This window comes from Parasegetibacter sp. NRK P23, from assembly GCF_023721715.1.
Lineage (GTDB): Bacteria > Bacteroidota > Bacteroidia > Chitinophagales > Chitinophagaceae > Parasegetibacter.
Window position 1 is genome coordinate 2725711 of record NZ_JAMDLG010000001.1, and the last position, 19815, is coordinate 2745525.

At 48.1% G+C, this 19815-nt stretch carries 20 protein-coding genes; 9 read left to right on the forward strand and 11 right to left on the reverse strand.

Annotated features, from left to right (window positions below; genetic code table 11):
• Nucleotides 1–63: 63 nt before the first annotated feature.
• Entirely contained in the window at nucleotides 64–1047 is a 984-nt protein-coding gene (locus tag M4J38_RS11195) for a pyruvate dehydrogenase complex E1 component subunit beta (protein WP_251759666.1), read from the reverse strand.
• Between the two features lie 71 nt (nucleotides 1048–1118).
• Nucleotides 1119–1826 carry a DUF4197 domain-containing protein gene (locus M4J38_RS11200; protein ID WP_251759668.1) on the reverse strand — a complete coding sequence of 236 codons (708 nt, stop codon included), beginning with the start codon at nucleotides 1824–1826 and terminating at the stop codon, nucleotides 1119–1121.
• 158 nt (nucleotides 1827–1984) lie between these two features.
• Between M4J38_RS11200 and M4J38_RS11205 the strand changes: the two genes are divergently transcribed.
• The gene (locus M4J38_RS11205) at nucleotides 1985–3121 is read left to right on the forward strand and encodes an FAD-binding oxidoreductase (RefSeq protein WP_251759669.1); all 1137 of its coding nucleotides are present in this window, start codon (nucleotides 1985–1987) and stop codon (nucleotides 3119–3121) included.
• A gap of 91 nt (nucleotides 3122–3212) precedes the next feature.
• Here M4J38_RS11205 and M4J38_RS11210 read toward each other — a convergent pair whose 3' ends face one another.
• A complete protein-coding gene (locus M4J38_RS11210) occupies nucleotides 3213–4451 on the reverse strand; it encodes a M43 family zinc metalloprotease (RefSeq protein ID WP_251759670.1) in 1239 nt (412 codons plus the stop codon).
• 427 nt (nucleotides 4452–4878) lie between these two features.
• On the opposite strand from M4J38_RS11210, the gene M4J38_RS11215 reads away from it, so the two are divergent.
• The gene (locus M4J38_RS11215) at nucleotides 4879–5718 is read left to right on the forward strand and encodes a glutaminyl-peptide cyclotransferase (protein WP_251759672.1); all 840 of its coding nucleotides are present in this window, start codon (nucleotides 4879–4881) and stop codon (nucleotides 5716–5718) included.
• Nucleotides 5719–5720: 2 nt separating this feature from the next.
• Here the strand turns inward: M4J38_RS11215 and M4J38_RS11220 are convergent, their stop codons facing one another.
• From M4J38_RS11220 to M4J38_RS11230, 3 genes are read right to left on the reverse strand one after another with little or no spacing between them, the layout of a single operon-like run.
• The gene (locus M4J38_RS11220) at nucleotides 5721–6617 is read right to left on the reverse strand and encodes a class I SAM-dependent methyltransferase (protein WP_251759673.1); all 897 of its coding nucleotides are present in this window, start codon (nucleotides 6615–6617) and stop codon (nucleotides 5721–5723) included.
• A gap of 2 nt (nucleotides 6618–6619) precedes the next feature.
• A complete protein-coding gene (locus tag M4J38_RS11225) occupies nucleotides 6620–7234 on the reverse strand; it encodes a hypothetical protein (protein ID WP_251759674.1) in 615 nt (204 codons plus the stop codon).
• Nucleotides 7235–7266: 32 nt separating this feature from the next.
• Nucleotides 7267–8442 (reverse strand): T9SS type A sorting domain-containing protein, encoded by a 1176-nt coding sequence (locus tag M4J38_RS11230; RefSeq protein ID WP_251759675.1) that lies wholly within the window; start codon nucleotides 8440–8442, stop codon nucleotides 7267–7269.
• Between the two features lie 301 nt (nucleotides 8443–8743).
• Here M4J38_RS11230 and M4J38_RS11235 point away from each other — a divergent pair, with 301 nt between their 5' ends.
• From M4J38_RS11235 to M4J38_RS11260, 6 genes are all read left to right on the forward strand, one after another.
• Nucleotides 8744–11203: a TonB-dependent receptor domain-containing protein gene (locus M4J38_RS11235; protein ID WP_251759677.1), complete on the forward strand. Its 2460-nt coding sequence runs from the start codon at nucleotides 8744–8746 to the stop codon at nucleotides 11201–11203.
• Between the two features lie 34 nt (nucleotides 11204–11237).
• Complete coding sequence (locus tag M4J38_RS11240; protein ID WP_251759678.1) at nucleotides 11238–11729, forward strand: YajQ family cyclic di-GMP-binding protein; 492 nt, start codon at nucleotides 11238–11240, stop codon at nucleotides 11727–11729.
• 94 nt (nucleotides 11730–11823) lie between these two features.
• Complete coding sequence (locus M4J38_RS11245) at nucleotides 11824–12075, forward strand: type B 50S ribosomal protein L31 (protein WP_251759680.1); 252 nt, start codon at nucleotides 11824–11826, stop codon at nucleotides 12073–12075.
• A 131-nt stretch (nucleotides 12076–12206) separates the two neighbouring features.
• Entirely contained in the window at nucleotides 12207–12509 is a 303-nt protein-coding gene (gatC, locus tag M4J38_RS11250) for an Asp-tRNA(Asn)/Glu-tRNA(Gln) amidotransferase subunit GatC (RefSeq protein WP_251759681.1), read from the forward strand.
• A gap of 20 nt (nucleotides 12510–12529) precedes the next feature.
• Nucleotides 12530–13237 carry an ABC transporter ATP-binding protein gene (locus M4J38_RS11255; protein WP_254004475.1) on the forward strand — a complete coding sequence of 236 codons (708 nt, stop codon included), beginning with the start codon at nucleotides 12530–12532 and terminating at the stop codon, nucleotides 13235–13237.
• 78 nt (nucleotides 13238–13315) lie between these two features.
• Nucleotides 13316–13873: a cob(I)yrinic acid a,c-diamide adenosyltransferase gene (locus M4J38_RS11260; protein WP_251759683.1), complete on the forward strand. Its 558-nt coding sequence runs from the start codon at nucleotides 13316–13318 to the stop codon at nucleotides 13871–13873.
• On the opposite strand, the gene M4J38_RS11265 is transcribed toward M4J38_RS11260, so the two are convergent.
• Nucleotides 13870–14526 carry an ABC transporter ATP-binding protein gene (locus M4J38_RS11265; protein ID WP_251759684.1) on the reverse strand — a complete coding sequence of 219 codons (657 nt, stop codon included), beginning with the start codon at nucleotides 14524–14526 and terminating at the stop codon, nucleotides 13870–13872. The two genes, M4J38_RS11260 and M4J38_RS11265, sit on opposite strands and share 4 nt — an antisense overlap.
• Before the next feature lie 170 nt (nucleotides 14527–14696).
• On the opposite strand from M4J38_RS11265, the gene M4J38_RS11270 reads away from it, so the two are divergent.
• Complete coding sequence (locus tag M4J38_RS11270) at nucleotides 14697–14918, forward strand: DUF2795 domain-containing protein (protein ID WP_039131553.1); 222 nt, start codon at nucleotides 14697–14699, stop codon at nucleotides 14916–14918.
• 311 nt (nucleotides 14919–15229) lie between these two features.
• Here the strand turns inward: M4J38_RS11270 and M4J38_RS11275 are convergent, their stop codons facing one another.
• The 4 genes from M4J38_RS11275 to M4J38_RS11290 form a co-directional block, all read right to left on the reverse strand.
• A complete protein-coding gene (locus M4J38_RS11275) occupies nucleotides 15230–16045 on the reverse strand; it encodes an enoyl-ACP reductase (RefSeq protein ID WP_251759685.1) in 816 nt (271 codons plus the stop codon).
• A gap of 53 nt (nucleotides 16046–16098) precedes the next feature.
• Nucleotides 16099–17754 (reverse strand): DNA repair protein RecN, encoded by a 1656-nt coding sequence (recN, locus tag M4J38_RS11280; protein WP_251759687.1) that lies wholly within the window; start codon nucleotides 17752–17754, stop codon nucleotides 16099–16101.
• Between the two features lie 150 nt (nucleotides 17755–17904).
• Entirely contained in the window at nucleotides 17905–18657 is a 753-nt protein-coding gene (locus M4J38_RS11285) for a zinc ribbon domain-containing protein (protein WP_251759688.1), read from the reverse strand.
• A 1-nt stretch (nucleotide 18658) separates the two neighbouring features.
• Nucleotides 18659–19762 (reverse strand): Nif3-like dinuclear metal center hexameric protein, encoded by a 1104-nt coding sequence (locus tag M4J38_RS11290; RefSeq protein ID WP_251759690.1) that lies wholly within the window; start codon nucleotides 19760–19762, stop codon nucleotides 18659–18661.
• Nucleotides 19763–19815: the final 53 nt, after the last annotated feature.

Below are 19815 nucleotides of genomic sequence, written 5' to 3' on the forward strand. Positions count from 1 at the left end.
AGAAACAACCTCTCCCAAACATTTTGCGACATTAAAAAAGCCCCTTATTCAGGGGCCTTTCATTTATTTCTTCATATACATTACTTCTTTCACCAGCTTCACTGTTCTTGGTACGTCCGGGAGGTAACCGGCCACCAGGTTGGGCGCGTAGTGCATCGGTGCATCGGCGCAGGTGATGCGGCGGATCGGTGCATCGAGGTAGTCGAATCCTTCTTTCTGAATGCGGTAGGCGATTTCAGAAGAAACGGAAGCAAAGGGCCACTGTTCTTCTACAATCACCAGGCGGTTGGTTTTCTTCACGCTCTCGAGTATGGTGAACCAGTCGAGCGGACGAATGGTACGCAGGTCGATCACTTCAGCACTGATGCCTTCTTTTTCCAGTTCGGCAGCGGCAGCCAGGGCCACCTTCATCATTTTATTGAAAGAAACGATCGTAACATCTTTACCGGCCTTTTTGATATCAGCCTTTCCGATGGGAATCAGGTATTCTTCATCAGGAATTTCACCTTTATCGCCGTAAGCCTGCTCGGCTTCCATAAACATCACGGGATCTTCATCGCGGATGGCGGCTTTCATCAAACCTTTCGCATCATAAGGCGTAGCCACGGAGATCACTTTCAAACCTGGGATATTCGCGTACAACGCTTCGAAAGCGGTGGAGTGCTGTGCACCCAGTTGTCCGGCGGAACCGTTAGGTCCACGGAAAACAATGGGGCAACCTACCTGCCCGCCACTCATAGCCAGCATTTTTGAAGCTGTATTGAGGATCTGGTCCAGCGCCAGCACGGCGAAGTTCCAGGTCATGAATTCCACGATCGGGCGAAGACCGTTCTGTGCGGCGCCCACGCCAACCGCGGCAAAACCGAGTTCAGAGATCGGTGTATCGATCACCCTTTTAGGACCAAATTCAGCCAGCATACCCTGGCTTACTTTATAAGCTCCATTGTATTCAGCTACTTCTTCTCCCATCAGGAACACCCGCTCATCTCTTCTCATTTCCTCACTCATCGCCTCGCGCAAAGCTTCCCGTAAAGTGACAGTTCTCATGAATCTTCAGCGTTATATGTGTTAATTAAAGTCGCAAAAATATTGGTAAAGCACCAAACCCCCAAAAGTTGTTAGGATGCCCTGCCGAAAACCTTTTTCAGCAGCTCCGTGGTACGTGCCAGCGGATCTCGGCGGATTTTCTGCTCTTCCAGCGAAACCTGGTGGAAAATACCATTCAGCGCACGTTCTGTTACATAGCCGGAAAGATCCGGATTGATTTTCGTGGTTGAAAACTTATTATAAGTATTAAAAACATCACCCCAGTATTTTGTAGCGTTTACCTTGTTCAGCGAACTTTCAATCACGGGTTTAAACGCTGCCGTAAGCGCTGCCGTAGTTTTCCCTTTCAGGTAATTGGTAGCGGCAAAATCACCTCCCTTTAAGATGCCCATCGCATCCTGGATAGACATCTGCAAAATGGCACCCCGGAAAATCGGGGCCGCTTTGGTGGCCGCATCTTCGGCCGCACGGTTGAGGGACAGCACCGCTTTATCCACCAGCGACGACATCCCCAGATCACGCAGTGTTTTCTCTACTTTCTGCGCCTCCTCCGGCAACAATATTTTAACGGCGGCATTTTTAAAGAACCCATCGGTAGCCGACAACAGATTGCCAGAGTTCTCCGCCCCGATGGTAAGCGCCTGCTTCAACCCGGCTGTTATCTCCTGCGTGGTAAGTCCGCCCGAACTTTTCTCCATTTCAGTGAGAATCTGCTGGGCCGTTTCACAACGGATGCTCACCAGGGAAAGGATACTGAATAAAAGGATCATTCTTTTCATCCAGCAAATGTAGAGAAAAGAACATACAGCGGTGGCACCAACGTTGTTTTCCGGATAGCAACGCCGTGTTTACACTGAAAATCAACCGGTACTAACACCATTGCTATAAAAATCCGGTGGATTCCCCCGACTTTTGTGTGGTAAAAAATGCGGCAATTATGCAGACAAGTATTTGGGAGGATGAAGTTTTTTTCAAGCGGCAGCATGTGGTAATTATTGGTGGTGGACTGAATGGTTTGTGGGCGGGCTGGCACCTTAAACAGATGTCGCCATCTTTGGAAATTACCATTGTGGAACGTGGAGATATCCCGACAGGTGCGAGCACACGCAATGCCGGTTTCGCCTGTTTTGGCAGCGCGGGAGAACTGGTGGCCGATATCGCGACTATGGGTGCTGAAAAAGTATGGCAACTGGCGGAAATGCGTTATAAGGGACTCCAATTGATAAGGAATACATTTGCGGCAGAAGAAATCGACTTTCAATTGCTAGGCGGCTATGAACTCTTCGACCGTACACAGAGAGAACGCGCGGAACAGATAATTGAACTCCTCCCGGAGCTGAACAGGAACCTGGCCGTATTTACCGGCAATAACGAGGTTTTTTCTTCCAGGCCAGAACAAACGGCACATTTTGGATTTAATAAGATCAGCCATCTTATATATAATCCTTTGGAAGGACAGTTGCACTCGGGGAAATTGGTGGCGGGATTGCTTAAAAGAGTATTGGGCGCGGGGGTACGCGTACTCAATGGATTCGAAACCATCCGCATGGAAGCATCTTCCGGTAGTACAACTTTATTTGCATCCAACGGGCGTTCCATTGCCGGGGAAAAGGTACTCATCTGCAACAATGCCTTTGCCGGTGAACTTATCCCTGAACTGGATGTGATCCCGGCCCGGGGCCAGGTATTGCTTACTGCGCCGGTGGAAAACCTGCCAATAAAAGGTTGTTTCCATTTCGATGAAGGGTATTACTATTTCCGGAACCTGGGCGACAGGTTATTGCTGGGCGGTGCACGCAATAGCGACTTTCGGGGAGAGGAAACGACTGAAATGGAAACCAGCGCCGTTATTCAGAGCAGGCTTGAATCGTTCCTGCAAGAGGTACTTTTACCCGGTGAAACACCTGAGATCACACACCGCTGGGCGGGCATTATGGGAATGGGATCTGAGAAAACGCCCATCATCCGTGAGGTGAGTAAAGGTGTGTTTTGTTGTGTCCGTATGAGTGGCATGGGTGTGGCGCTGGCGCCGGTTGCCGCAAAAAAAGCGGCGGAACTATTGAGTTCCGCCTGATACTTACAACCACAATATGTTACAGATCGTTCGTTAAGATCGGTTTGGGCTATGGCAGGTGGCATTGTGAAAATTACGCCAACAAAATCTTTTACATTTTCACGAACTTCTCGCGCCACTCGCCGGCATTGCCTTTCAGTTGAACAAAGTAAATGCCTGGTTTGAATTGTGAAGTGCTGATGGTAGTGACCGTCTGGGAGATTTGCTGTTGGAAGATTTGCTGCCCCATGTGGTTAAATACCTGAAGCGTGGTATATGCAGGCACCTCAGACTTCAGGTCCAGTGTGAGCTTTCCCTGAACGGGGTTCGGGAAAAGCCTGATGCTTGGCGTTGCCTGCGGTTCAGTGCTGGTTTCGGGCAAAGGCGCCTTTGCTATCCCTTCGGAACGGGCGGCATCAGATTGCGTTAATGCGTACATATATCCTCCGGGCTTGAAATTGCTGCGCATGGCTGCACGCTGGCCGGCGGTGAAAGTGTACATACAGGCATCATCGGTAAAGTCCATGAAGTTCATGTACATATCACCGTGAGACGTGGTACCGCAACTGAAAATCTCGCCGGACGGGCAGCCACGGCTTCCCTTCTGTTGAGGAGGGGTATCGGCTATACCGTCGTCACCGCACCAGTAATCACCCCAAAGGTGCTTGAGACCGAGCCAGTGTCCAAGTTCGTGTACGAGGGTTCTACCTTTATTGTATGCGCCGGACACATAGGGTGCCGTGCCGAAAACTTTATAATCGATCACCACACCATCACGATTAGCGGGACCACCGGGGAAACTGGCGTAGCCCATCAGGTTGAGATCAAGGTCGCAGACCCAGATATTCAGGTACTTCGAGGCATCCCAGGCATCCGCGCCGGAGGATGTGGTAAACTTCACCTGGTCATCGTCTTTGAAATAACGCTTAGTGGTTTTAATGCGGTTGATGCCGGAGGTTGAAAAGCCCTGGGGATCTTTTTTGGCGAGTTCAAAGCGTACGCCCGCTCCGGCTGCCAATGGTTTAAAATAAGCGGGAATCTTTTGTAGGTCGGTGGTTTGGCCATTGAAATCCTTATTCAGGGCATCCAGCTGCGACTGAATTTGTTGGAGCGAAATATTTTGCTCGTTGCTGAAATACACAACATGAATCACCACCGGGATGGTGATGGTTGCCGTATCGGGGGTATTATAATTTGCATCATCCGTACTTTCCGACTGCACGCGCGCTTGTTGTTCGTGCGGAAATTTACTTTTGATCGTCTCTGCGTATTCTCCGCTTACGCATTGCCGTTGGGCCGCGAGTGGCAGAAAATAAGTGCAGAAAACCAGCACTAATAGAAAACGTGTCATGATAGCTTCTTTTGTGGTTGAGGCTGGTCATCACGGATTGGGCACTGATTTTCTATACGAATATTGGAGAATGAGCGGTACAGGATTTTACGCACGGCACAAAATGGCCATGAGACTATTTAAATAGGGACGAAGTATTAAATTTTAAAAGAGGTAGAATTTTCGGAGGAAAGTGGATTACGGTAAGCTGGTATGCAATTATGCGACCAGGGCATTTCAGGGGATTGGTGTGGAGATAAGCGAAGTAAAAAAAATACAAATTCCCCGAACTACAAAGCTTTTGCTAAAAATTTTATATCAAAAACTTATTAAGAATTAATAATCAACAAATTATGATAAAAAGACTTGAGGAACGATTTTCCCATCTTCTACACCAATGTATTCATTTCAAATCCTAACCCTATTTTTGACTCCATAATTTCAACTGATGAAGAAAGTTATCCTTTGCTCGATTATAGCCGTCACGCTCGGAACTGCCTGCAACAACGCTTCACCCGACACGCCTGCTGACCAGCAGGCTGACCCTGTAACGAGTAGTGCACCCATGGCCATGACCTATTCTATCGTTAATATTCTTCCGCACGACTCTACCGCTTTCACGCAAGGCCTGTACTGGTACAAAGGAAAATTGTATGAAGGAACCGGAGCACCTGAACCATACCGGTACACCAGTTCCCTCCGGATACTTGATCCCGCAACAGGTAAGCTTGAAAAAAAACTTGAACAGGGAAAAGACTTCTTTGGGGAAGGCATCACCATCCTCAACAATAAACTTTACCAACTCACCTGGCAGAACCGTAAAGTATATGTTTACGATCCCGAAACGTTCAAAAAAACAGCGGAATTTGACTGGAATGGAGAAGGATGGGGCATTACAAGCGATGGCGAAAAACTATTGATCAGTGACGGTTCCAACAATATTTCCGTGACAAACCCCGAAACAATGCGGGTGGAAAGGATCATTGGCGTATACGACAACAACGGTCCGGTGGGCAGAATTAACGAACTGGAATATATTGACGGCTACCTCTATGCCAACCAGTGGGAAACGGATTATATCCTGAAGATTGACTTATCGGACGGGAAAGTAGTGGGCAGGGCCGATTTCTCAGGACTCCTGGCGCGCAACACAAAAGAAAATGTGCAACTGGAAAAATACAGACAGGGCAGCGCCGTGCTGAATGGGATCGCTTATGACAGCACTTCGAAAAACCTGTACATCACCGGGAAATTGTGGCCGAATATCTTTGAAATAAAATGGCAGTAAATTTACTGCTTGCTGAACCTGTAAATAAGTGAACTGCATTTTTCGGGCCTGAACACCGTTTTCAGATTCGACCATAATCCAACGAAGAAAGCTTTTACGATACTTCCCTTCCTGTATTGCTCACTCAACATGGAAACATAGAAGCTATCGTACCACATGGGTCTGATGCCTGTCGCGCTGAAGCCATGGCTTTTCATCAGCATGTCAACAGAAAGCGGTGAGAAATGATACAGGTGCCGGGGTACATCCCAGGCGGCCCAGAAACCGCCGTAATGTTCAGCATCAGCCGAAGTGTAGTTCGGCACAGCGATCAGCAGTTTACCCCCGGGCTTCAGGAGGCGCCGGAATGATGCCGCATAACCTTGCAGATCGTGCACATGCTCGAGTACGTGCCATAAAGTAATAACATCATAAGTAGCAGTTGGGAGCGCATCCATCTTTTCAGGTGAAAATATCTCCTGCCCTGTTTTTTCAGTGGCCAGGGTTCGGGCGCCGGGGTCCGGTTCAAGTCCTTCCACCTTCCATCCGTCCGCTTTCATGGCTGCCAGAAAACTTCCGGTACCGCAACCTATATCCAACAGCGTTCCTTTTCTTCCTCCGCACCATGTATTGATCATATTCACTTTCCCCTTAATGGTCCGCCTTTTTACCATCTGGTACACTTTGTTCACCAACCCCTCCTTTGTGTCGGAATGGGAAACATAATGCGTAGCGGCATAAAACGGGCCTATTTCCTGCGCGGGCGGGGCGTCCTGCGTGAAACGAAGCGTACATGTAGCACACATCCACACCGGAAAAACGGCACCCGATATGGAATGATCCTTCACATCTGTGATAAAGCTGATATCGGTGGAATGACATGCCGGGCATGAAGTATGGTGAACGGGAATAAAAGACATGTTTATGGGAAGATCAACTGACGGTTACCGGTAAAGCTACCGGCACCTGCATTAAAAATATGGTATCCTAGAAAGAGCAGGCCTATGATGGCGAGCAGAAGCACGTACCAGCCCCAATGCAACGGTTTTCTTTCCGTTTCTCCGAAAAGCCTCTCCTGCATTTCTCCGGTATCCGTTTCCTCATCACCTACCAGCATCGCATACTGACGATCTTTACGGATGATGCGGTTCGCCCCCACCGGTCCTAAGGCCGAACCGGAGTAATGGTATGGAATCAGGATCGTTTCGCTGATGGAGTTACCCGCGGAAAGCACACCCACCCCCTGCCAGTCTACGGCCTTACCGCTTTTCAGTTGCTGCCGCATTTCGAACAGGCAGGTATTGAACTGCTGGATGGCTTCCAGTTCAGAAATATCCAGTTTCCTCGCGATATAATCGAACAGTTCCTTTTGTGTGGGTGGCTGTTCGTCTGTCATCTGAATTTCGGGAACAGGCGGAAAAAGCTGCTGGTGCACAGCATCATAGCGGGCCGTGCCTGAAAGCAGCCGGAAATGCCCTACACCCGGCAGGAACAATGATTTACGTTGAATGAGATAAGTATAGAGTATCTGAAGCATCTATCTTTGGATGGGGCTCAAAGATAGGCAATTCATCGGTCTACGAATAATTTGGTGGAAACGGAAGTTCCTCCGGAAACGGAAGTGGCTTTCAGGATGTACATGCCGCGCTGGATAGTGTTGTTCAGTTGCAGCCTGGAGAAACCATTAGGCGTTTTAATATTGCTTTGCTGAACGGCTTTTCCATCAAGACTGAAGATTTGTATGTTCCAGTCTTTTGAAGAATGGCTCCTGAGGTCTATACCCACATGGTCACGTGCCGGGTTGGGAAAAACATCAATCGCGTAGAAGTCACGCTGCCATTCGATTCTTTTTACTGGTGAATATTTTTTCTCACCACCGGCTTCCACCTGAACGATCCTGAAATACAAAGCATGTTCTTTACCCGAAGCACGCTTGCCTGAATACTTGTAACCAGCCATACCCTGAGTTGTGCCGAGTCCGGTAAGACTTCCGTCTATTGAAAAATTCTTTCCATCCAGGCTTTTTTCAATGAGGTATTTCCTTCCAGGCATCTCTTCTGAAACATTCCAAAACAAACCATATTTTTCATCATCAATCTTCAGTGCGCTGAAGTTAATGACATCATCTGAAAGGATAACCTGAGAGCAGTAATTGTAGGTGATCTCAAAAGTGGTGGATAAGGACGAATAAGTAGTGATTACGTTAGGGTTACCATACGGATTATAAGTACTGGTTTCCAGTTCAAACAAAATATTACCGCTTCCCTGGTAGTACCCGCCGCCATCTATTTCATCAATTACGGGTTCCCCTGTCCATACATCTCCCATTGACCCGCTTCTGAAATCAGTTCCACTGCCCGGAACGCCATCGCTGGGCTGAAGCTGATAGTTGGGGGTTCTTTCCAAAATTGCATTATCAAATGAAATGGGTATATCAGGACTGGTAATGAAATCCTCCTTTTGAGCGCCCACCCGGTAAAATACCGATGTAGGATTGGGGTTTTCCATTTGGTAATTGAAGTCGTGCAGCGTAACGAATGTGCGGACATGTGCATTTAAAAATGTACCTGTGAGACCGAATTTGGGAACCGAGAATTGATGAAACTCGGTGCCGAAAGCATTGGTAACGGTATGCGTATAAGTAACAGAATTGGGCGTGTACCCACTCTGGCATTGGGACACAGCATCCCTTGAAATAAAAGAAGTCAACAGCATTCCTGCTGCCAGGTACAAATTACGCTTCATCGGACCGGATGGTTTAGACTTTTCAGGTATTGGAAATGGACAATTAACAGACGTAAAGTTAGCACAGGTATTTTTCTCTACCTGTTACATTTATGCAGAATAAGAGTTTTTACCTAAACCACCTTCGTGTTTTAACCGAAAAAAACTGCCATTGCTCCGGTCCCTTCTTAAAAATACCCAATCAATTTACCGCTCATGTATTGGTCACTTATTCCCGCCCTTTATCCCAAATCGTTTTAACAGTTTGTTCATAAAGGCCAATTTTGGTATTAGGTTACCGAACACACACAAACACATAGTCATGAAAAAACTTTTGCTGGCGGCCCTTTCAACGGGATTCGTCTACTTATCCTATGCACAGGAGAAGAACGCTTCCGTTTCGGGAAGTGTGGTGAACAACGAAAAGCTACCTGTTGTTTCCGCTTCTGTTCAACTCCTCCGTGCTTCCGATTCTGCACTCGTAAAAACCGCACTCAGTAATTCAACCGGAAAATTTGAGATTGGTGGTTTTCAGCCGGGCAATTATTTTCTATCTGTCTCGGCTGTGGGTTTTTCTACCCGGTTTTCAGAAAAAACCAACTTGCGGGCAGGGGAAAATACCGTTCCCGTTATCAGTCTTTCTCCCGCCGCGGCCACGCTGGGCGGTGTAACGGTGGTAGGTAAAAGGCCACTGATTGAAAACAAGATTGATAAAACAGTGGTGAATGTGGATGCCTCCATTACCAATGCGGGCACCACTGCGATGGATGTGCTGGAAAAATCTCCGGGCGTTATGGTGGACAAAGACGGCAACATCAGCCTGAAAGGAAAACAGGGCGTAATGGTGATGATCGACAACAAACCCACTTACCTGAGCGCGCAGGATCTCGCCAATATGCTCCGAAACATGTCGGCCAACCAGCTTGACCAGGTGGAGATCATGACACAACCTTCCGCACGTTACGACGCTTCAGGAAATTCCGGCATCATCAACATCAAAACCAAAAAGAACAAACAAAAAGGTTTCAACGGAAACTTCACCACCAGTTATATTCAGGGCGTTCAACCCAAAAACACCAATAGTTTACAGGCCAATTACCGCACGGGCAAACTGAACATATTCGGCAACTACGGCTTCAACTACTGGGAAGGCTTCAATGAACTGGAACTGAACCGGACCTTCCGCACCAACGGAACCATTTCCTCCATTTTCGATCAGAACAGCTTCATCAAATTCTACAGCAGGAACCATAGTTTGCGCGGTGGAATAGATTTTTACGCCGACAAAAGAACCACGTTCGGACTGGGCTTTAACGGCACCATCGACCGAAGAAGTAATGATGTGAACAGCAATACCGACCTCATGGATGCCTATGAGAACATCGAATCCCGGAACGTGGCCCTCACCTCTAACAGAGACAAGTGGCGCAATGGCGGTATCAACCTCAACTTCAGAAGAATCCTCAACGATAAGGGCAGAGAACTGACTGCGGACCTGGACTACATTACATACGATACCAAAAGCAGTCAGCAATCAACGAATACACTTTATGACCTTGATGGAGATGTAATTGATAATCCCGGCACCATTGTGCCCAACCCCTATATTCTCCGGGGAGAAGTGCCGTCTCAGATCAACATATACAGCGGAAGAGTCGACTATATTCATCCACTGAAAAAGAACGGCAAACTGGAAGCCGGCTGGAAAAGCAGTTATGTGGAAACAGATAATAATTCGCCCTACGAATTCCTTGAAAACGGAGAATGGAAACCGGACGCCCGTTCCAACCACTTCATTTATAAAGAAAACATCAACGCACTTTACGCCAACTATAGGGCACAGTTCAAAAAACTGGGCGTACAGGCAGGCCTCCGGATGGAAAACACCATCGCGAACGGGCACCAGGTGGTGAAAAATGAGAAATTCAAAAGAAACTACACTGAATTCTTCCCTACCGCCTACCTCAGTTATGCGGCTTCTGAAAAAAGTCAGTTAGGGTTGTCTATCGGCAGAAGGATAGAACGTCCCAATTACCAGGATATGAACCCCTTCCAGCGGATACTCGACCAGTTCACGTACCAGGAAGGCAACCCCTACCTCCGGCCCCAGTTCAGCAAAAACGTGGAACTCAGTTACAACTACAAAGGCGAATGGAACTTCAATCTGAATTACACCAGTACAAACGACATCATAAACGAAATCCTGCGTCAGGACGACGCGGCGAAAGTAACCTACCAGACCAAAGAAAACATCGCTTCCAGCCGGAACCTCGGGCTTTCCGTGAGTTACAACAAACAACTGCTGAAATGGTGGACCACCAGCGTATTCGCCAATGGCTTCTACAATAAATTCGCAGGCACGGTGAACAATGCCGAACTGGAAGCCGATCTTTTCGCCTACATGGTGAACGTGAACAACATGTTCCGCTTTAACAAAGGCTGGGGCGCGGAAGTAAGCGGATTCTACCGCTCCAAATCGCTGGAAGGCGGCATTATCGTGGCCAGGCCCATGGGCGTGGTGAACTTCGGCGCATCCAAACAAATACTGAATAACAAGGGTACCCTTCGCCTGAACCTCCGCGATCCTTTCTGGATCCAGCGTTTCCGGGGATATACCCGGTTCGATAACCTGGACCTGAAAATCAACAACCGCTGGGACAACCGCCGTGTGGCCGTCACATTTTCCTACCGGTTTGGAAAAGGACAGCAGGCACCGCAACGCAGGAAAACCGGCAGCGCTTCCGATGAGCAAAAACGCGTGGGCAGCGAAGGACAGCAGTAGCCGGAAAACCTTACCTTCGCACAAAACAGTTCGTATGCCCTCATTCGATATCGTGAGCAAAGTAGATGTTCAAACACTCGACAACGCCATCAATACCACGGTGAAGGAACTCAGCAACAGGTTCGATTTTAAAGGATCGCACCTCGTGATCGACCTCAACAAAAAGGATTTTAAAGTGAACCTGGAAGCTGATAGCGACATGAAAATGAAGCAGATCATCGATGTTATGATCAGCCGGTCCATGAAGCAGGGCCTGTCCGCTGAAATCTACGACCTCAGTAAAGAACCCTACCCCAGCGGTAAGGTGACCAAACAAGAAGTTCCGGTGCGCAACGGATTAAAACAGGAAGATTCCAAGAAAATCGTTAAATTGATCAAAGATTCAGGCCTGAAAGTACAGGCAGCCATCATGGACGATATCGTTCGGGTGACCGGGAAAAAGATCGATGACCTCCAGGAAGTGATTCAGGCTTCCAAAAGCTGGAACATCGGCATTCCCCTGCAATACATCAACATGAAGAGCTAGGCAAAAAAACGTTGTATAAACAATGAAAATTAGCTATTTTTGCATCCTGTTATAACCCAACTTGGCAAAATCCAAGTGCAAATAATTGAAAATCATGAAACAAGGTATCCATCCTTCTAATTACAGGCTCGTAGTTTTTAAAGACATGAGTAACGGTACGGCTTTTCTTTGCCGTTCAGCAGCGAATTCAAAAGAAACCATTCAGTGGGAAGACGGTAACGAGTATCCTGTGATCAAACTGGAGATCTCCAATACATCGCACCCCTTCTACACAGGTAAGAATGTACTGGTGGATACCGCAGGTCGTATCGACAAATTCAAAAAACGTTACGCAAAGAAAGACTAGTCTTTCTTTCTCATATTTTTTTGTTTTTCATGGCTATACTTTCCCTCTCGTCTCTACGGGAGGGATTTTTTTATGATACCTTTTATCATTTATTGCGCTAAATTTTAACGGCAAATAATTACCTTTCAATCATGGAAGTAAACGATCAGCTTATCGATAAACTGGCCCATCTTTCAAGGCTGGAATTCGGGGAAGAAGAAAAAAACACCATACGCGACGATCTCAAAAAGATGATCGCTTTCGTGGAAAAACTGAATGAACTGGACACCACCGGCGTGGCGCCTTTGCTCCACATGAGCCCGGAAGTGAACGTATTGCGCGAAGATAAAGTGCAGGGCTCCATCCCCCGTGAACTCGGCCTGAAGAACGCGCCTACACACGACAACCAGTATTTCAAGGTTCCCAAAGTTATCAAAAACCCTTCCGAAGCATAATCACCTAAACACTTACTCCTATGCAGGGCATCATTCACCTGGAAAACATCCAAAAAAGTTATTTCATGGGAACGCAGGCCATCCCGGTACTGAAAGGGATTGACCTCGATATCTTCAAGAACGAATACGTGGCGCTGATGGGGCCCTCCGGCTCCGGCAAAAGCACCCTGATGAATATTCTCGGTTGTCTCGATACGCCAACCGGAGGAAAATATGTACTGAATGGCCACGATGTAAGCAAGATGATCGACGACGACCTGGCCGCCGTGCGCAACCGGGAAATCGGCTTTGTTTTCCAGCAGTTCAACCTCCTGCCCAGACTTACCGCGGCCGAAAACGTGGCGCTGCCACTGGTGTACGCCGGTGTCGCCAAAAAAGAACGTACGGAAAGAGCGATGGATGTACTGCAAAAAGTAGGGTTGGCGGAAAGAAGCCACCACAAACCCAACGAACTCAGTGGCGGACAGTGTCAGCGGGTTGCCATCGCACGCGCGCTGATCAACAATCCTTCCTTGATTCTGGCGGATGAGCCCACGGGAAACCTGGACTCCCGCACTTCAGACGAGATCATGGCAATCTTTGGCGCCATCCAGTCCGCAGGAAACACCGTAGTACTCGTAACACACGAAGAAGACATCGCCATGCACGCCAAGCGCATCGTACGCCTTAAAGACGGTGTAGTGGAAAGCGATAAAATGAATGCCGACACATTCGCTGTACAACATTAATTTTGGATGTTGAATGCTGGATTTTGAATTAACATTGAAACCCGATTCAACATTCAACAGCTAAAATTCAACATTCGGATGAAGATTTACACCAAAACAGGAGATGCCGGCAAAACCTCACTTATCGGGGGAACGAAAGTTCCTAAAAGCCATATCAGGATTGAAACCTATGGCACGGTGGATGAACTGAACTCCTACATTGGACTACTGAACGATCACCTCACAGATACCCACACACGAAGCATTCTACGCATCATACAGGACCGTCTTTTCACCGTAGGCGCATCGCTGGCCTGCGACCCGGAGAAGGAAACGAAGATGCGTATCCCTGATCTTAAAGAAGAGGATATTCACCTGCTGGAACAGGAAATGGACCAGATGAATGAACAACTGCCGGCGATGAAATTCTTTATCCTTCCCGGTGGACATCCAGCGGTTTCCACTGCGCACATCGCCCGTTGTGTGTGTAGGAGAGCGGAAAGATTATGCGTTCAATTGCAACAGGAAGATATGTTTATTGAGCCCATCGTGCTGAAATACATGAACCGTTTGAGCGATTACCTGTTCGTTGTGGCTCGGTATACTGGTATGCTACTGCAGGTGGAAGAAATTCCCTGGCGACCGGCAGTGCGTTAAGGCGCCATGAGTCCGTCTTTCATGTGCAGTACCCGGTCGCTCATCTGGGCAAGTTCCTCGTTATGGGTCACCACAAGGAAGGTCTGGTTGAACTCATTTTTCAGATCGAAGAACAAATGGTGCAATTCCCTAGCATTGGCTGAATCGAGGTTTCCCGTGGGCTCGTCGGCAAAAACGATCGCCGGGTTGTTGATGAGGGCTCTGGCTACGGCAACCCGTTGCTGCTCGCCGCCGGACAATGCCGCGGGCTTGTTCTCCAGCCGGTGCCCCAATCCGAGTTTCTCCAACAGCGATTTCGCCCTGGCCTCCACTTCTTTTTTGCTTTTATCCTTAAAGATCCAGCCAGGGATGCACACGTTTTCCAATGCGGAGAACTCGGGGAGCAGATGGTGGAACTGGAAAACGAACCCGATGTGGCGGTTCCTGAAATCGGACAGTTTTTTGCCCTTAAGCTGGTCTATCCGTTGCCCTTCCAGGTAAATTTCGCCTTCATCCGCTTTATCCAGGGTGCCCAGAATATGGAGCAACGTACTTTTTCCGGCACCTGAAGACCCAACAATGCTGGCGATCTCCCCCTGCCGGATATCGATATCCACTCCTTTCAGAACCAATAAATCTCCAAATGAACGTTTAATGTTTCGGGCGCTGAGCATGCAACGAAATTAAGGGTTCCCGCATCAAAAAATAAAATGGGAATGCACATTTGCCCGTTTAAATGTGGAAAACACCGGTTTTAGGAAAACACTAATACCGTTCTTTCAACATTTGATTTGGATATTTCGTTGTAAAAATTACATTTGCCAAAAATTAAACAATCAGTGATATGTTCTGGACACTTGAACTAGCATCGTATCTTGAAGACGCACCCTGGCCGGCCACAAAGGACGAACTGATCGATTACGCCATCAGAAGCGGCGCCCCCATTGAGGTGGTAGAGAACCTGCAGGAACTGGAAGACGAAGGCGAGATCTATGAAGGGATCGATGATATATGGCCCGACTATCCTTCCCAGGAAGACTTTTTCTTCAACGAGGACGAGTATTAGGATTTTGAATGTTGAATGATGGATGTTGGATTATTGATCCTGCACCCCGTTGTTCTGTTTTTATCAATAAGCGTATGTACATGTTTGATACAGGTATATACGCTTATTATTTTTTTGTTTGGGGGATTGATTTTGGATGATGGAGTGAAGGGAGAACTAGAATCGCCATGTTCAATACAGCTGCTACAGCCTTGACTATATGCTTGCCTGGTTAATATCCAAGCTGAAAATTTGTGAAGCTGAGGCAAAAAAAATGGATTCTGAATTGAGTTTCCCCATCCAAAATCCATCGTTCAAAAATTAAAAATTCCTTACTCTACCCCAAGCTTCTGCATTACTTCATTGCTCACGCCGGTATTGGAATAGCCACCGTCGTGGAACAGGTTCTGCATCGTAACCATCTTTGTAAGATCGGAGAAGAGTGTAATACAGTAGTTCGCGCAATCTTCAGCGGTGGCGTTGCCCAGGGGGGCTATCGCATTGGCATAATCGTAGAAATCGCCAAACCCTTTGATACCGGTGCCGGCAGTTGTTTTTGTGGGCGACTGGGATACGGTATTGATACGCACTTTCTTTTCCAGGCCATAATGATAGCCGAAGCTACGGGCGATGGATTCCAGCATGGCTTTGATATCGGCCATATCGGTATAGAACGGGAAGGTACGTTGCGCGGCCATATAAGTAAGGGCCACCACGCTTCCCCATTCGCTGATCGCGTCCAGTTTACGGGCAACGCTCAGCATTTTATGGAACGAAAGGGCCGACACATCGATTCCTTTCAGGAAATAATCATAATTAGATTCAGTGTAGGGCACATTTTTACGGATGTTCACACTCATGCCGATGGAGTGCAGTACAAAGTCGATTTTGCCACCCAGCACTTCCTGGGATTGGGTGAAAAGCGTGGTCAATTCCTCTACATTGGTAGCATCAGCGGGAATGATCTGGGAACCGGTTTTTTCGGCCAGTTTTTTAATTTCTCCCATCCGCATGGCGATAGGCGCGTTGGTGAGCACGAAAGTGGCACCTTCTTCGTGTGCTTTTTCGGCTACTTTCCAGGCTATTGAGTTTTCATCTAACGCGCCGGTGATGATACCGCGCTTCCCCTTTAAAAGGTTGTATCCCATATTGTTTACTTTAAATTCAGGCCGTAAAAATAGCTATATCGGGGGAAATACCGTTAAGAATTCACCAATTCCCTTGCGTTTTCAAGCGCTGCGGCCGTAGGTGTTTCTCCGCTCAGCATCTGCGCGATGGCGTTTACCCTTTCTTCTTCTCCCAAAAGCCGGATATTGGTCCGCACCTTGTTGTTCCGGGTTTCCTTGTAAACAAAGTAATGCGCATGGGCCTTACCCGCGATCTGCGGTTGGTGGGTTATGCAGAGCACCTGCCTTTGGGTGGCCAGTTTCCGGAGAATTACCCCAACCTGTTTGGCGGCTTCTCCTGAAATACCGGTATCGATCTCGTCGAAAATCATCGTAGGCAGGTCCATTGATCCGGCCACCAATGATTTGATGCACAGCATCAGCCGGCTCAACTCACCACCCGAAGCCACTTTGCGCACGGGTTCAAAGCGACCACTTTTATTGGCATCAAAGAGAAATTCCACCTGGTCCATACCTTGCGGTTCGGGTTCGCACGGCGTTAAGCTCAGTTTCAGCAGGGCATTGGGCATACCTACCTGCGTGAGTAAAGTATTTACTTCTTTCGTAAACGGACCTGCGGCCTCCTGCCTTTTTTCGGACAGTTTCTTCCCGGTTCCCCGCAAAGCCGATTCTTCTTTCGCGGCCTTTATTTCGAGGGCGGTGATGCGGTCGCCATTTTCTGAAGAAGCCTGCAACTTCTTCTCCAGTTCTTCTTTTATGGCAATCAAGTCCGCGGTCGTGTTCACGCCATGTTTCTTCTGAAGCCTGTAGCCCGCCGCCAGCCTTTCATTGAGGAAAGCCAACCGCTGCGGATCGTGTTTAATATGGTCCTGAAGCCGGTCGAATTCCCCGGCAATATCCTGTAACTCCACATGCACTGATTGTAACCGCTCTACGAGCTCCTTCAATGGCGCATATCCATCGCTGTAAGTCTGCACCTGTTGCAGCATCTGCTTCAGTTGCTGCACGATGGGCTGTTCGGACTCCGACAAATTATAACAAACAGCAGCCAGTGCGCCTTGTAACTGTTCTGCCTGGGAAAGCATCTTTAGTTCCGCTTCCGTTTCTTCCAATTCATCGGCACGGAAATTCATTTCATCCAGTTCGTTGAACTGGAACTGGTGGTAATCAAGGTCGCGGTTGAACTGTTCCTGTTCTTTGCGTAGTCTGTTCAGTTCGCGGAGCGTTGCCTGCCACTCCGCGTATTGGGCCATATAAGCGTCTTTAAGAACACCATTTCCTGCCACCGCATCCAGCACGGACCTTTGGAAGTCTACCTTGCCAATATCAAGCGTATCGAATTGCCGGTGAAGATCAACCATCATCGCGCTTAATGTGCGCAGTTGTTCCAGCGAAACGGGTGTATCGTTGATGAAGGCGCGTGATTTTCCCGCGGTACTGATCTCGCGGCGGATGATCAGTTCATCGGAAGGATCGAGGTCGCCGTTCTCCAGGAACGCCGCCACATCTTTCCTGCCCCCCGTCAGGAAGATGCCTTCCACTACACATTTCTGTTCCCGGTTCTGCAAATAAGACGTATCGGCCCTTTCACCCAAAATCAGGGAAAGCGCGCCCATTAGGATGGATTTACCCGCCCCGGTTTCCCCGGTGATGATATTGAGTTGGGGAGAAAAACCGATGGACAGTTCATCTATGATGGCGTAGTTACGGATATTAAGTTTGAGCAGCATACGCACAAATATAAGTCGTTGAGAAGGTATGTTGGAGGGGATGGGTGAAAAAACGGAGCCCCTTTCTGCAGGAGAGGGGTTGGGGTGAGGCCCAAAAGAAAAGCCCTTCACAACGGAAGGGCCTTCAACATATTAAAACCGCAACAGGTATTAAACTTCAACGGAATCGTTCAGATCGGAATCAACCAGGATACGACCGCAGTTTTCACAAACGATGATCTTTTTGTGCTGACGGATCTCACTCTGGCGCTGAGGGGGGATCGCGTTGTAGCAACCGCCACAGGCATCGCGGAGAACTGGTACAACGGCGAGGCCATTGCGGTAGTTCTTGCGGATACGATCGTAAGAATGCAGTAAGCGGGGATCTACCTTTTCACGGGCAGCATTGGAAGAAGTGGAGAACGCGGTCTCTTCCTTTTCTGTGCTGGCGATGATTTTATCGAGTTCCTCTTTTTTGTGCTTGAGGGTATTTTCTTTGTTGGCGATCTGTTTTTTCGCGGCTTCCAGCAGGCGTGCTTTATCGGCCACCTCTTCGTTGGCGTCGCGGATGTGTTTTTCAGCCAGCTTCATTTCCAGTTGCTGCATTTCGATCTCTTTATTGATCGCTTCAAACTCACGGCTGTTCTTCACATTAGCACTCTGCTTTTCGTATTTCTGGATCAGCGCGTCGGCTTCGGTAATGGCGTTCTTCTTGGTGTTGATGAACTCCTGGATACCGTTGATTTCCTCTTCGATACGGTTCTGGCGCGCATGAAGGCCCTGCACTTCATCTTCCAGGTCGCTTACTTCCATCGGAAGTTCACCTTTCAAAATCTTGATTTCGTCCAGTTTGGACTCAATCTTCTGCAGTGTGATCAGCGAGGCTAATTTTTCCTCAACGGAGAATTCTTTAACTGTAGCCATATTATATATAATATTGAATCGGGTTTGTTATGACGTCCGATTTAAGGACGGCAAAGTTAGGAAATTTTTTCAGCAAAATTTCATATAGCAATTCTACGGTAAATTGTTCACTTTCAAAATGCCCGATATCCGCGATCACCATTTGCCCTTCCGCTCCGAAAAATTCATGGTATTTCACATCAGCGGTTATATAAAAATCCACTCCTTGACGTAATGCATTGGAAATCAAAAAACTACCTGCGCCACCACAAACGGCTACGCGACGTACCTCACGGTTCCTGAGCGGCGTGTGCCGTAAGGCTGTTAGTCCAAAGGATTTTTTAATCCGTGCCAGAAATTCCTGTTCCGCAACCGGCTGGGTGAGCTCCCCCACAATTCCGGCGCCATTTTCAGGATGCTGGTTTTCAAGGCGTACCACCTCGTAAGCAACTTCCTCATAAGGATGCGCGGCGCGAAGCGCCTTTAAAACGGCCCCCTCCTTCCAGGATTCAAACAGCACTTCAAGCTTATGCTCCTGCTCCAGGTGGCGCGCCCCCTTTTCTCCAAGGAATGGGTTTGCACCATCCATTGCCCGGAAGGTACCTTCGCCCGGGGCCTGAAAACTGCATTCATCGTATAATCCGATGGTTCCCGCCCCGGCGTTGAATAAGGCAACCCGTACCTGCTCCAGGTGACTTGCCGGAACATAAGTATATAATTTCCGGAGCAACCCGTTCATCGGCTGTAGCACCTTCTGTTTCTCTAACCCCATTTTATCGGCCATCCGGCCACTCACGCCGTTGATCCTGTTGTCGATATTCGTATGAATGGCGTAAAGTGCAATATCGTTCCGGATCGCTTTTATAACCGTTCTTTCCACATGATTCCTCCCGGTCAGTTTCTTCAGTCCTTTGAAAATGACCGGGTGGTGCGCCACCACCATATTACAACCGCGGGCAATGGCCTCATCCAGTACCGCTTCAGTAACATCTAAGGTAACCAGTACGCCGGTACAAATGGTTTCCCCGTTGCCTGTAAGCAGCCCGGAATTGTCCCATTCTTCCTGCAATGCCGGAGGCGCTATGATTTCCAGCCAATCCGATATATCTTTAATACGTGTAGCCATATCTTCCGCCCTTTTAAACTTCCGTTCAAATCTAAATAAAGAAATTACGCCCG

Excerpts from the sequence above, each read along its gene's own strand:
- M4J38_RS11240 (WP_251759678.1), top strand. The coding sequence starts at position 11,238 with ATGCCCTCATTCGATATCGTGAGCAAAGTAGATGTTCAAACACTCGAC.
- M4J38_RS11215 (WP_251759672.1), top strand. The coding sequence starts at position 4,879 with ATGAAGAAAGTTATCCTTTGCTCGATTATAGCCGTCACGCTCGGAACT.
- gatC (WP_251759681.1), top strand. The coding sequence starts at position 12,207 with ATGGAAGTAAACGATCAGCTTATCGATAAACTGGCCCATCTTTCAAGG.
- M4J38_RS11235 (WP_251759677.1), top strand. The coding sequence starts at position 8,744 with ATGAAAAAACTTTTGCTGGCGGCCCTTTCAACGGGATTCGTCTACTTA.
- M4J38_RS11285 (WP_251759688.1), bottom strand. The coding sequence starts at position 18,657 with ATGGCTACAGTTAAAGAATTCTCCGTTGAGGAAAAATTAGCCTCGCTG.
- M4J38_RS11270 (WP_039131553.1), top strand. The coding sequence starts at position 14,697 with ATGTTCTGGACACTTGAACTAGCATCGTATCTTGAAGACGCACCCTGG.
- M4J38_RS11290 (WP_251759690.1), bottom strand. The coding sequence starts at position 19,762 with ATGGCTACACGTATTAAAGATATATCGGATTGGCTGGAAATCATAGCG.
- M4J38_RS11265 (WP_251759684.1), bottom strand. The coding sequence starts at position 14,526 with ATGCTCAGCGCCCGAAACATTAAACGTTCATTTGGAGATTTATTGGTT.
- M4J38_RS11225 (WP_251759674.1), bottom strand. The coding sequence starts at position 7,234 with ATGCTTCAGATACTCTATACTTATCTCATTCAACGTAAATCATTGTTC.
- M4J38_RS11205 (WP_251759669.1), top strand. The coding sequence starts at position 1,985 with ATGCAGACAAGTATTTGGGAGGATGAAGTTTTTTTCAAGCGGCAGCAT.
- M4J38_RS11195 (WP_251759666.1), bottom strand. The coding sequence starts at position 1,047 with ATGAGAACTGTCACTTTACGGGAAGCTTTGCGCGAGGCGATGAGTGAG.
- M4J38_RS11210 (WP_251759670.1), bottom strand. The coding sequence starts at position 4,451 with ATGACACGTTTTCTATTAGTGCTGGTTTTCTGCACTTATTTTCTGCCA.
- M4J38_RS11245 (WP_251759680.1), top strand. The coding sequence starts at position 11,824 with ATGAAACAAGGTATCCATCCTTCTAATTACAGGCTCGTAGTTTTTAAA.
- M4J38_RS11220 (WP_251759673.1), bottom strand. The coding sequence starts at position 6,617 with ATGTCTTTTATTCCCGTTCACCATACTTCATGCCCGGCATGTCATTCC.
- M4J38_RS11200 (WP_251759668.1), bottom strand. The coding sequence starts at position 1,826 with ATGAAAAGAATGATCCTTTTATTCAGTATCCTTTCCCTGGTGAGCATC.
- M4J38_RS11255 (WP_254004475.1), top strand. The coding sequence starts at position 12,530 with ATGCAGGGCATCATTCACCTGGAAAACATCCAAAAAAGTTATTTCATG.
- M4J38_RS11230 (WP_251759675.1), bottom strand. The coding sequence starts at position 8,442 with ATGAAGCGTAATTTGTACCTGGCAGCAGGAATGCTGTTGACTTCTTTT.
- M4J38_RS11260 (WP_251759683.1), top strand. The coding sequence starts at position 13,316 with ATGAAGATTTACACCAAAACAGGAGATGCCGGCAAAACCTCACTTATC.
- recN (WP_251759687.1), bottom strand. The coding sequence starts at position 17,754 with ATGCTGCTCAAACTTAATATCCGTAACTACGCCATCATAGATGAACTG.
- M4J38_RS11275 (WP_251759685.1), bottom strand. The coding sequence starts at position 16,045 with ATGGGATACAACCTTTTAAAGGGGAAGCGCGGTATCATCACCGGCGCG.